Origin of the sequence: Amycolatopsis sp. MEPSY49 (assembly GCF_051337345.1) — a bacterium.
Lineage (GTDB): Bacteria > Actinomycetota > Actinomycetes > Mycobacteriales > Pseudonocardiaceae > Amycolatopsis.
In genome coordinates, this window is sequence record NZ_JBDLYJ010000007.1 from 142,293 (window position 1) to 154,131 (window position 11,839).

General features: G+C 70.5%; 10 protein-coding genes. 7 read left to right on the forward strand and 3 right to left on the reverse strand.

Annotation, left to right across the window (positions count from 1 at the left end):
- Positions 1-9 precede the first annotated feature (9 nt).
- The 5 genes from ABFJ78_RS29450 to ABFJ78_RS29470 are packed head-to-tail and all read left to right on the forward strand — an operon-like array spanning position 10 to position 5,640.
- Positions 10-1,593 carry an ABC transporter ATP-binding protein gene (locus ABFJ78_RS29450; protein WP_436389827.1) on the forward strand — a complete coding sequence of 528 codons (1,584 nt, stop codon included), beginning with the start codon at positions 10-12 and terminating at the stop codon, positions 1,591-1,593.
- On the forward strand, positions 1,590-2,681 hold the full coding sequence (locus tag ABFJ78_RS29455) for an ABC transporter permease (protein WP_436389828.1): 1,092 nt from the start codon (positions 1,590-1,592) through the stop codon (positions 2,679-2,681). The genes ABFJ78_RS29450 and ABFJ78_RS29455 overlap by 4 nt, the downstream gene beginning before the upstream one ends.
- A 32-nt stretch (positions 2,682-2,713) precedes the next feature.
- The gene (locus ABFJ78_RS29460; RefSeq protein WP_436390153.1) at positions 2,714-3,946 is read left to right on the forward strand and encodes an ABC transporter permease; all 1,233 of its coding nucleotides are present in this window, start codon (positions 2,714-2,716) and stop codon (positions 3,944-3,946) included.
- Entirely contained in the window at positions 3,947-4,336 is a 390-nt protein-coding gene (locus ABFJ78_RS29465) for a cytidine deaminase (protein ID WP_033261417.1), read from the forward strand. It abuts the gene before it with no gap.
- 26 nt (positions 4,337-4,362) lie between these two features.
- Complete coding sequence (locus tag ABFJ78_RS29470) at positions 4,363-5,640, forward strand: thymidine phosphorylase (RefSeq protein WP_436390154.1); 1,278 nt, start codon at positions 4,363-4,365, stop codon at positions 5,638-5,640.
- On the opposite strand, the gene ABFJ78_RS29475 is transcribed toward ABFJ78_RS29470, so the two are convergent.
- Both ABFJ78_RS29475 and ABFJ78_RS29480 read right to left on the reverse strand, forming a co-directional pair.
- Positions 5,637-6,134, reverse strand: coding sequence for a hypothetical protein (locus ABFJ78_RS29475; RefSeq protein WP_436389829.1), 498 nt, complete (start codon positions 6,132-6,134; stop codon positions 5,637-5,639). The genes ABFJ78_RS29470 and ABFJ78_RS29475 overlap by 4 nt on opposite strands.
- Before the next feature lie 266 nt (positions 6,135-6,400).
- The gene (locus tag ABFJ78_RS29480) at positions 6,401-7,492 is read right to left on the reverse strand and encodes a PA containing protein (protein ID WP_436389830.1); all 1,092 of its coding nucleotides are present in this window, start codon (positions 7,490-7,492) and stop codon (positions 6,401-6,403) included.
- Positions 7,493-7,705: 213 nt separating this feature from the next.
- Here ABFJ78_RS29480 and ABFJ78_RS29485 point away from each other — a divergent pair, with 213 nt between their 5' ends.
- Both ABFJ78_RS29485 and ABFJ78_RS29490 read left to right on the forward strand, forming a co-directional pair.
- A complete protein-coding gene (locus tag ABFJ78_RS29485) occupies positions 7,706-8,800 on the forward strand; it encodes an adenosine deaminase (protein ID WP_436389831.1) in 1,095 nt (364 codons plus the stop codon).
- Between the two features lie 91 nt (positions 8,801-8,891).
- The gene (locus tag ABFJ78_RS29490; RefSeq protein ID WP_436389832.1) at positions 8,892-10,103 is read left to right on the forward strand and encodes an MFS transporter; all 1,212 of its coding nucleotides are present in this window, start codon (positions 8,892-8,894) and stop codon (positions 10,101-10,103) included.
- A 475-nt stretch (positions 10,104-10,578) separates the two neighbouring features.
- Here the strand turns inward: ABFJ78_RS29490 and ABFJ78_RS29495 are convergent, their stop codons facing one another.
- A complete protein-coding gene (locus ABFJ78_RS29495) occupies positions 10,579-11,835 on the reverse strand; it encodes a primosomal protein (protein ID WP_436389833.1) in 1,257 nt (418 codons plus the stop codon).
- Positions 11,836-11,839: the final 4 nt, after the last annotated feature.

Consider the following 11,839-nt stretch of genomic DNA (forward strand, 5'->3'; position numbering starts at 1 on the left):
CTCCCGCCCATGAGCACTGCCGAGGCCCCGGCCGAGGCCGTCCCCGACCGGGGCGCGCCCGCCGTCCAGCTGACCGGGATCACCAAACGGTTCCCGGGTGTGGTGGCCAACTCCGACGTCAACCTCACCGTCGCCGCCGGCGAGGTGCACGCCATCTGTGGCGAGAACGGCGCCGGCAAGTCCACCCTGATGAAGATCCTCTACGGCATGCAGCCGCCGGACGAGGGCACGATCGCTATCAACGGCGAAGAGGTGAAGCTGCGCAACCCGCAGGACGCCATCCGCGCCGGGATCGGCATGGTGCACCAGCACTTCATGCTGGCCGACAACCTCACGGTCGGCGAGAACGTGTTCCTCGGCGCCGAGGCCCTGCACGGCATCGGCCGCGCGGCCCGCGCGCGGCTGGCCGAGCTCGCCGAACGGACCGGCCTGCACGCCAAGCCGGAGACGCTGCTGGAGGAGCTCGGCGTCGCCGACCGCCAGCGCGTCGAGATCGTCAAGGTGCTCTACCGCGGGGCGAAGATCATCATCCTGGACGAGCCGACCGCGGTCCTCGTGCCGCAGGAGGTCGACGCGCTCTTCGCGACCGTCCGGGAGATGAAGGCCGACGGCTACACGTTCCTCTTCATCTCGCACAAGCTCGACGAGGTGCGCGCGATCGCCGACACCGTCACGGTGATCCGGCGCGGCACCACCGTCGGCACCGCCGACCCGAAGACCATCACCTCGCGCCAGCTCGCGGAGATGATGGTCGGCTCGGAGCTGCCCAGCCCGGAGACCCGCGAGTCCACGGTCACCGACCGGGACGTGCTGCGGCTGACCGGGCTGACGCTCGGCGCCGAGGGCTCGGACCGCAACGCGCTCGACGACATCTCCTTCACCGTGCACGCGGGCGAGGTGCTCGGCGTCGCCGGCGTCGAGGGCAACGGCCAGACCGAACTGGTCGAGACCATCATGGGCATGCGCAAGCCGTCCGGCGGCACCATCGAGCTCATTCATGAAACTGGCACAGGCGCCAGCAAGGCGCGCGACATCACCAAGGCCGGCACGCTGGCGCGCCGCGAAGCCGGCATCGGCTACATCGCCGAGGACCGCACCCGGCACAGCCTGCTGCTCACGCAACCGTTGTGGGTCAACCGGATGCTCGGGTACCAGACCCGCGAACCGGTCTCCAAAGGACAGTTGCTCGACATCGCGGGCGCCCGCGCCGACACCGAGCGGATCGTGCGCGACTACGACGTCCGCACGCCCGGCATCGACGTCCCGGCCGCGGCGCTCTCGGGTGGCAACCAGCAGAAGCTGATCGTCGGGCGCGAGCTGTCGGGCGACCCGGTGCTGCTCATCGCGTCGCACCCCACGCGCGGGGTCGACGTCGGTGCGCAGGCGCTGATCTGGGAGAACATCCGCCAGGCCCGGGCGGCCGGCCTCGCCGTGCTGCTCATCTCCGCCGACCTCGACGAGCTGATCGGCCTGTCGGACACGATCCGCGTCATGCTGCGCGGGCGGCTCGTCACCGAGGCCGACCCCGCCACCGTGACGCCGCAGGAACTGGGCTCGGCGATGACCGGCGCCGGAGAGGGTGACGACGAATGACCTCCTGGCGCACGAAACTGCTGCCACCGCTGCTGGCGATCGTCTTCGCCGTGCTGCTGTCGGCGATCGCGCTGATCATCTCCGGCGCCGACCCGCTGCAGGCGTACGGCACGATGGTCGGCCAGATGTTCAAGGGCTCGACCGCGGTCGACACCGTGAACCTCGCGACCGTGTACTACCTGTCCGGGCTCGCCGTCGCCATCGGCTTCCAGATGAACCTGTTCAACATCGGGGTCGAGGGCCAGTACCGCTTCGCCGCCGTCGTCGCCGCCATCGCGGGCGGCGCGATGAAGCTGCCGCCGGTCATCCACGTGCTCGCGATCCTGGTGGTCGCGGTCGTGGCGGGCATGGCCTACGCGGCGGTCCCGGCGATCCTCAAGGTGACCCGCGGGGTCAGCGAGGTCATCTCGACGATCATGCTCAACGCGATCGTCGCCGGGATCATCGCGTTCCTCATCAACGCCGACCAGTTCGGCGTGCAGCGGGGCAACAACATCGGCACCCGCGTGATCGAGCCATCGGGCCGGATCCCCGGCATCCCGCTCGGCTCCGGCACGCTGTTCGGGTTCGTCTTCATCGCCGCGATCGTCGGCGGGGCCTACTGGTTCATGCTCAACCGCACGCGGTTCGGCTTCGAGCTGAAGGCGTCCGGCGAATCCACCACGGCCGCGGCCGCCGGTGGCGTCAACGCCAAGAAGATGACGCTCATCGCGATGCTGCTCTCCGGTGGCGTGGCCGGCCTGGTCGCCATGCCGGAGCTGCTCGGCCGCGACTACAGCTACGGCATCACCGCGACCCAGATGTACGGCTTCACCGGCATCGCGGTCGCGCTGCTGGGCCGCAACCACCCCGGCGGCATCGCGCTCGGCGCGCTGCTGTGGGCGTTCCTCGACACCTCCGCGGTGTCGCTGGAGCAGATCAACGTGTCCAAGGAGATCGCGACGATCATGCAGGGCATCATCGTGCTTTCGGTCGTCGTGGCGTACGAGGTCGTGCGCCGGGCCGACCTCGCGGCCGAACAACGGAGGGTGGGCCGCGCGCTCGCCGGCCGCAAGGGTTCCTCGGTCAGCGAAGGGGGTGCGGTGTGATCACCGACGTCGCTCCCGAATCCGGCTCGACGATGCCGGTCCAGCGCCGGCGCCGGGGCCGGGTCCCCGGCTGGCTGCGCGGCGTGATCTGGGCCGTGATCGCCATCGCCGTCATCTCGACGGCGTCGTACTCCACCGGCGTCGCCGCGCTGACGTCGTCCAACACCGCGCAGACGGCGCTGCGGCTCGCGCTGCCGATCCTGCTTTGTGCTTTGGGTGGTCTGTGGGCCGAACGCGCGGGCGTGGTCAACATCGGCCTCGAGGGCATGATGATCCTCGGGACCTGGGGCGCCGCTTGGGGTTCCTTCTACGGTGGCGTGTGGTCCGGCCTGCTGGCCGCGCTCGCGTTCGGCGCGCTGGGCGGGCTGCTGCACGCGGTCGCGACGGTGACGTTCAACGTCAACCACATCGTCTCCGGTGTCGCGATCAACCTGCTCGGCCTCGGCGTCACGAAGTACCTGGCGAACCTGATCTTCGCGCCGATCTCCGGCAACCCGCGGCAGTCGCCGGTGGTGCCGAAGTTCGACACCTACTCGGCGACGTTCCTCTCGGACTGGCTGGGCGACCTGGAGAAGGAGCAGCGCGTCGGGATCTCCGACGTCGCCGGCATCCTGCGCGGGCTGGTCACCGAGGTGGCGCCGCTGACGATGATCGCGATCATCCTCGTCCCGGTGAGCTTCTGGGTGCTCTGGCGGACCCGGTTCGGCCTGCGGCTGCGCTCGTGCGGCGAGAACCCGGTCGCGGCGGAGTCCCTGGGCGTCAACGTGTACCTGCACAAGTACGTCGCCGTCGTGATCTCCGGCGCGTTCGCCGGCATGGGTGGCGCGTCCCTGGTGCTGCTGCGCGGCGGCGCGGACTATCTGGAGAACCAGACGAACGGCCGCGGGTACATCGGCCTCGCGGCGATGATCTTCGGCAACTGGCGGCCGGGCGGCCTGCTCGGCGGCGCGGCGCTGTTCGGCTACGCGGACGGCCTGCAGCTGGCCGGCGGCGGCGAAGCGGTGCTCGCGCTGCTGTACGGCGCGGTGATCCTGGTCGCCGTGATCGTCGTCGTGCAGCTGTTCCGGCGGCAGTGGATCGCGGCCGGGCTCGGCGTCGTCGGCGCGGGCGTGCTGTACGCGATCTACTGGGCGAACGACACGCTACCGTCCGACCTGATCCCGTACACCGCGCACTTCGTGACGCTGATCGTGCTGGCGGTGGCTTCGCAGCGGCTGCGGCCGCCGAAGGCCGACGGGCAGCCGTACCGGCGGGGTGAGGACTGAGTGTCTACTGTGGATTGGGACGCGCTGCGTTCCCAGGCGATCGAAGCCGCTTCCCATGCGTACGCGCCTTATTCGGGCCTGCACGTGGGAGTCGCCGGGATCGTCGACGACGGCCGGGTCGTGACCGGGTGCAACGTCGAAAACGCTTCCTACGGGCTCGGGCTGTGCGCGGAGTGCACGATGGCCGGGCAGCTGCGGCTGTCCGGCGGCGGTCGCCTGGTCGCGGTGGCCTGCCGGTCCGGCGCCGGTGACCTGCTGATGCCGTGCGGGCGCTGCCGGCAGATCCTGTTCGAACTGGGCGGGTCTTCGTGCCTGGTGGACACGCCCAGCGGGATCCTGCCGATGTCGGACGTCCTGCCGGACGCGTTCGGCCCGGACGACCTGCCGTGAGCGAGCTTGCGAGCGAACCATCGGCACTGCGCGGGTTCGCGGCAGTAGACGTCATCCGGGTGAAGCGGGACGGCGGAACGCTTTCCGACGAGCAGATCGACTGGGTCGTCGACGCGTACACCCGCGGTGTCGTCGCCGAAGAGCAGATGTCGGCGCTGGCCATGGCGATCTTCCTGCGGGGGATGACCGCGGCCGAAATCTCCCGCTGGACGCACGCGATGATCGCGTCGGGGGAGCGGCTGTCTTTGGACGTCTCGCGGCCGACGGTCGACAAGCACTCGACGGGCGGGGTCGGCGACAAGATCACGCTGCCGCTGGCGCCCCTGGTGGCGGCGTGCGGGGCGGCGGTGCCGCAGCTGTCCGGGCGCGGGCTCGGGCACACCGGCGGGACGCTCGACAAGCTGGAGTCGATCCCCGGCTGGCGGGCTTCCCTTTCCACCGCCGAGATCGCCCGTCAACTGGAGGACGTCGGCGCGGTGGTCTGCGCGGCGACGTCCGGGCTCGCGCCGGCGGACAAGAAGCTGTACGCGCTGCGGGACGTCACGTCCACTGTGGAGTCGATTCCGCTGATCGCCAGCTCGATCATGAGCAAGAAGATCGCCGAAGGGGCGTCAGGGCTGGTCCTGGACGTGAAGTTCGGGTCGGGCGCGTTCATGAAGACGCTTTCGCAGGCGCGTGAACTGGCTTCGACGTTGACGTCGATCGGCCGCGACCACGGCGTTCCGACGACGGCGTTGCTGACCGACATGAACGTCCCGCTGGGCCGGGCGGTCGGCAACGCGGTGGAGGTCGCGGAGTCGGTTTCCGTGCTCCAGGGCGGCGGGCCGGCGGACGTCGTTTCGCTGACGGTGGCGTTGGCCCGGGAGATGCTGTCCTTGGCGGGGATCTCGGCCGACCCGGCGGCGGTGCTGGCTTCGGGTGAGGCGTACGAGACGTGGTGCCGGATGATCTCCGCCCAAGGTGGTGACCCTTCGGCGCCGCTGCCGACGCCGTCCCACGTCCACACGGTCGTCGCTCCGGCTTCGGGTGTGCTGGCTTCGCTGGACGCGTACGCGGTGGGCGTCGCGGCTTGGCGGCTCGGCGCGGGCCGGGCGCGGAAGGAAGACCCGGTCCAGGCGGCAGCCGGCATCCTGTGCCTGGCGAAGCCCGGCTCCTCGGTGACCGAGGGCGAGCCGCTGCTGGAACTGCACACGGACACCCCGGACGCGGTCCCGTCGGCGTTGGCGGCGCTCGAAGGCGGGTTCTCGATCGCCGCCGAAGCGCCCGAGCCGGGACCGATCGTCCGGGAGACGATCCGCGGCTAGGACACCTGCGTGGTGGCGGCGACCGGCGTCGCGCCGCCACCGCAGGAGAACCACATCCCGGACGGGGCGAACTGGACGTAGCCCGTCGTCGCGAAGGTGACCTGACCGGCGGCGGGCAGCGTGACTTGTGCGGTGCCGCCGGTCATCCGGAACGGCGCGCCGGCGTCGATCGCGGGGTTGGTCAGGCCGGTGGCGTCGACGTGGCCCGACGCGGCCCCGCCGAGGTCGAGCCCGACCCGGCCGGTGTACTTCCCGGCGGGTTCGGCGGGCCCCCACGGCGTCACGAAGGTGACGTCGGTGTGCACCGTGACAGCCTGCCCGGCGGCGGCGGTCGCGGGCGCGGTCACGGTGATCTCGAAGGTCTTGATCCCGGCGGGACCGCCGAAGGTGCCGCAACCCCAGGTGACGGAGACGGTCTCGGCCTCGGCGACGCCGGGGCCGAGCAGCCCCAGCCCGGCGGCGGCCACGACGACAACGGTCTTCTTGAGCTTCATCCCGGTTCCCCCTCTGATCGGTCCTCCGAGGGTGGCGCGGGCAGCAGGCGGCGAACGTCTCCCAGAATGCGCGCTCGGTTGTGACGACCGTCGCGAAGATGATCACCCGTCCGAGTGACCCACCCTCATCTTTCTCGGCGAAAGCTCAGCCCCGGGGGCCCTCGAAGCCGAACTTTCGCCGAGAAAGTGTTGTGGAGTGGTCACTCCGAAACATGGAGGAGGCCCCCATCGGTGTGGTGATGGGGGCCTCCTTCGTGCGGGGCTGCTTACTCCGTGGCTTCTTCCGAGCCTTCGCCCGTCTTGGCCTTGGCGTCGGCCGGCTTCGGGGCGCGGCCGTTGCGGGAGCTGCGGCGCGGCTGGCGCGGGGCCGGCGGGGGCGGGGCGATCTGCTGGACCGTCGGGCCGCCGCCGAGCATCAGCTCCGCGAACGTCGCCATCGCCTCGTCGAGCTGGCCGCCGATGCGGCGGACGCTCTCGTCGTTGCTCTTGCGGACCAGCGAGTCCACCGAGTCGGAGTCCGGCTGCTTGGCCAGCGTGTCCTCGACCTTCGACAGGCCGCTCTTGAGCGCGCCGTCGAGGTCGCCGATGCTCGAGAGGAAGCCGTCCTCCACCTTGTCGAGGCGGCCGGCCAGCTCGTCGAGGCGGGTGGTGACCGTTTCGAGCCGGTTGCCCAGGTTCTCCAGGCGGTCCGAGGCGTCGATCATCTCGCCGGTCTCGGTCAGCGCCGTCTTGAGCGCCTCGGTGTTCGCGCCGATCCGCTCCTTGGTGGCGCGGTCCAGCTCGTCGACCTTCGCGCGCAGCTCGTGGTCGGCGGTGTCGACGCGCTCGCGCAGCGTCGACTCGGCCTGCTCGATCCGCTCGCGGACCGGGCCGTGCACCGCCTGCGGCAGCGAGTCGAGCTTGCCGTCCTGCTTGTCGAGGTGCCCGCCCAGCTCGTCGAGCCGGCGGTGGATGTTCTGGAGCTTGTCCTCGAGCCCGTCCATCCGCCCGGCGACGCCTTCGAAGCGCGCGGCGACCCCGTCGAGGCGGCCGTCGAGCTGCGCGAAGGGCTTGGCGAGCTTGTCGACGATGCTCTCGACGGCGCGGGTCAGCGCGGCGATCGCGTTGTCCTGGGCCTCCAGGCGCGCCATCGTCTCGTCGAGGCGCTCGGCCAGCACGCTCGTCTCGGTGCGGTCGGGCATCTCGGACAGCCGCTTGCGGACCGCGCCCAGCGAGTCCACCGGCGCGAGGCGGGCGTAGATGTCGTCGAGCGCGTCGAAGATCTGCTGCTGCTCGCTCTCACGCACTTCGGCCGCGCGCACCAGCATGTTGCGCATCCGGTCGAAGGACGGGGCGGCAATGTGGTTGTCAGTGGTCACTGCTGTGTGTCCTTCGTCGGCGGGGAAATGGAGGGACGTGCCACGAAGCTTATCGATTGCAAAAATTGCTGTCTGTATGGCCCCCGTGAAGAGCCTATTGCGGAGGCTGCCCCCGGATGGCCGATTCGTCGCATGATCGTCAACGCTGAGGGTTAGCCCGAGCCTGAGACTTACGGCCATGTAGGGGAATGACAACGAGGTTACCGTTGGGGGATGCCTGACGAAAGCCCTGTTCTGACCAGCGAGACACTCCGCCGCGCGCCCAAGGTCCTCCTGCACGACCACCTGGACGGCGGCCTCCGCCCGGCCACCGTCGCCGAGCTCGCCGAAGCCACCGGTTATGCCGGTCTGCCCACCACCGACCCGGCCGAGCTGGGCACCTGGTTCCGCCGGGCGGCCGACTCCGGCTCACTCGTTTCCTACCTCGAGACGTTCGCGCACACGTGCGGCGTGATGCAAACGGAGGAATCGCTGGTCAGGGTCGCCGCGGAGGCGGTCGAGGACCTGGCCGCCGACGGGGTCGTCTACGCCGAGGTGCGCTACGCACCGGAGTTGTTCGTCGAACGCGGTCTGTCACTCGATGCGGTGGTTGAGGCCGTCCAAGCGGGGTTCACGGAGGGCGCACGCCGGGTGGCCGCGAACGGCGGCAGCATCCGGGTCGGGACGTTGCTCTGCGCGATGCGCCAGCACGCCCGCGCCCTCGAGATCGCGAACCTGGCCGTCCGCTACCGCGACGCCGGCGTCGTCGGCTTCGACATCGCCGGTCCCGAAGACGGATTCCCGCCGACCCGCAATCTCGACGCTTTCGAGTATTTGCGGCAGAACAATGCGCATTTCACCATTCACGCCGGAGAAGCGTTCGGGCTGCCGTCCATTTGGGAGGCGATTCAGCATTGCGGCGCCGAGCGGCTCGGGCACGGCGTGCGGATCGTCGAGGACGTCAAGACCGACGCGGACGGCACGGTCCACCTTGGACGGTTGGCCGCGTACGTCCGCGACCGCCGCATCCCCCTGGAGATCTGCCCGACGTCGAACGTCCAAACAGGCGCGGCGCGCTCGATCGCCGAGCACCCGATCGGCCTGCTCAAGCGGCTGCGCTTCCGGGTGACCGTGAACACGGACAACCGGCTGATGAGCGGATGCACGATGACCAGCGAATTCACCACTCTGCACGAGACCTTCGGGTACGGCCTCGACGACTTCCGGTGGTTCACGATCAACGCGATGAAATCCGCGTTCATCGATTTCGACGCCCGGCTCGCGCTGATCGACGACGTCATCAAGCCCGGGTACGCCGCGCTGGCCTGACGTCCGCCCCGGGGTCCTTGCGGTCCTTAGCCATGCCAACTATCGTTCAATATATAGGAAGTGGTTCTCAAAATATGAGACGGTGAGGACGATGGCGCAGGTCGCGAAGGGGTCAGTCGAGCAGCTTCAGGCGAGTTCGCGGCGGTGGCTCATCCTCGCGCTCGGCCTCGCCGCGCAGACCGCGAGCTGCTCGTTCCTCTACGGCATCCCGTTCCTGGTCCCGGCCATGCGCGAGGCGGAGGGGCTGACGCTGGCCGAGGCCGGGACGGTCGTCGCGGCGCCGAGCATCGGGCTCCTGTTCACCCTGATCGTGTGGGGCGCGGCTGCGGACCGTTACGGAGAGCGCCTGATCATGGCCCTCGGACTGGGGGCCTCAGGGTTACTCCTGGTGTACGCCGGGGTCGGAACTCACCCGGTCGGGCTGCTCTTTGGGGTGTTCTTGGCGGCCGGTGCGTGTACGGCTTCGGTGAACGCGGCGAGCGGTCGCGTCGTGATGGGCTGGTTCGCGAAGTCCGAGCGCGGCGTGGCGATGGGGATCCGCCAGACGGCCCAGCCGCTCGGCGTGGGCGTCGCGGCGCTGGGGCTGCCGCCGCTGGCCGCGCACTTCGGGTTCCGCGCGGCGGTGCTGCTGCCGGCCGGGCTGGCGATCCTCGTCGCGTTGCTGGTGGCGTGGCTGGTGACGGACCCACCGCGGCCGCCTCGGCCGGCAACGGGGGAGAAGCCGCCCTCGCCGTACCGGCACGCGACGCTGTGGCGGGTCCACGGCGCGAGCGCGCTGCTGGTGGTGCCGCAGTTCGCGGTGTCGGCGTTCGCGCCGGTGTACCTGGTGGCGGTGCAGCACTGGAGCCCGTTGTCGGCGGGCTGGTACCTGGCGGTGGTCCAGGTGCTGGGCGCGCTGGGGCGGCTGGGGTCGGGCTGGTGGTCGGACCGGGTGGGCAGCCGGTTGCGGCCGATGCGCCAGCTGGCGGTGGCGAGCTGCCTGGTGATGCTGCTGGTGGCGGTGGGCGACGCGTCCTGGCCGTGGCTGGTGCTGCTGGCGTTGGCGCTGGCGGGGGTGATCACGGTGGCGGACAACGGGCTGGGCTTCACGGCCTCGGCGGAGCTGGCGGGCCTGGCCTGGTCGGGGCGCGCGATGGGGACGCAGAACACGGGCCAGAACATCGCGGCGTCGCTGACACCGCCGTTGCTGGGGTTGGTGATCGGGGACAGCCGGTACGCGCTGGCGTTCTGCGTGGCGGCGGTGTTCCCGGCGCTGGCGGTGCTGGTGGTGCCGGTCCGCGCGGAGGGGGCTTCGGAGGACTGACGCCGACCTGGAGTCGGATGGCCCGGGCTCACGGTGGCCCGCTGCCCAGTTGCCGGAGCGGTACCGGGCACTGTTCGCCGAGGGGATCGCTCACGCGGCGCGCGGCGGGCGGCCGCTCGACCGTGCCGGGGTGGCGCCTCGGCCGTGCCGGGGTGGCGGCTGAGAACGCCAGGCTGACTGCCGTCGCCCGGACAGCTCCTCGGTGCCCATGCCGCCCGCGGGGGCGCCCCCCGTCTCCAGCGTATCGGCTGCCTACGACACGAACCGGCCGCCGCGGAGGCGGACGGGCCGAGTTGTCCACAACCGGCCCCCGGGCTGTGGACCGATGCTCCCGGCCCCGGGCGGCGACGACATGAATGAGTCATTCATGTCGCCACACGACATGAATGACTCATTCATGTCATCTGGCGCACCCCCGGACACGACGGAGGCCGCCTCCCCAACCCGCGGGGAGGCGGCCTCCGAAAGCTGAAACTCAGGCGACCGTCAAGCGGTTCTCGAAGCCCTCGACGAGCTTCCGCCAAGCGCTCTGCTCCGCGTCGAACGGCGCCGACGGCTCCAAGCGCGTCGGGTCCGGGCGGAGCACGAACGACACCAGCCAGCCCAGGCTCTCGTTGCTCGCCAGCGCCGTCTCGGCCGAGTCGTCGCCCGCCCAGTCCGCCGCGTCCGTGATCAGCTCGACCGCCAGCTCCAGCTGCGTCGGGTCGATCGACTCCGGGCCCTCCGCGATGTCCGCGTCCAGGCCCGTCAGCACGTACGTGTTCTCCGGGTCGACCTCGATCTCCAGCTCGCCGGCCGTCGCCTTGGCCAGGACCTCGTCCCACGTGGACACGTCCGCGAGGTCCGTGTCGGCCAGGTCCTTGCCGTCGGCCAGCGCGCGGGCCAGGGCCTTCTCCGACGTGAACACGTCGATCTCGCCCTCGCTGCCCAGGAACACCGGGGCGTCGTCCAGGTAGCAGCGCAGCGTGTAGTACTCCGCGCCGGACGTGATGATCTTGATCGGGTCGATGCCCACCTCGGCCCAGAAGCCGACCGGGCCCTCTTCTTCTTCCTCGTCGTCTTCGTCATCCGAGGAAATCGCTTCGAGGTCCTCTTCGCCCTCGGCGCCGGCCTCGGCCTCCGCGGACTCCTCGTGGAACGCCGCCAGCTCCTCGGCCGTCTGCTCGAGGACCTTCTCGTCGACGTCCGGCACCGTCACCAGGCCGTCGATCGCGTCCAGCACGGTGTCCCACTTCGTCGACACCGTCTCGGACAGGTCGTTCCACACCTGGACGCCGACGCTCCCGGTGAACGGGAGGGTGCCCTGGTCCAGCAGCGAGAAGCCCTCGGTCGAGTCGAGGATCTCGTGCACCTCTTCGAGGTCGCAGACGTCGGCGAGCGACCGCACGATGCCGACGATCTCCGCCAGCTCGGCGATGTGCCAGACGTCCGGCTCCTCGGCGACGAGCTCCGGCACGCCGACGAGGTCGTACGTGTGGTCCTCGTCCGGGATCAGCTCGGGCACGTTCAGCGACGGCACCGCGTCCCACGCCGGGTGGTCGATCAGGTCGTGCCGCTCCGACGTGCGGACGAAAGCGGCCAGGTGCGCGGCGTCCGGGAAGGCGTACAGGTCGTCCTCGTCGCCGAGGAACGCTTCCCACTCCTCGCCGTCTTCCCGCCAGCGCGGGGCCCACAGGGTGACGACGTCGCCCTGCGGCAGCCCGAGTTCGATCGGGATGATGTCCTGTGCCATTCCT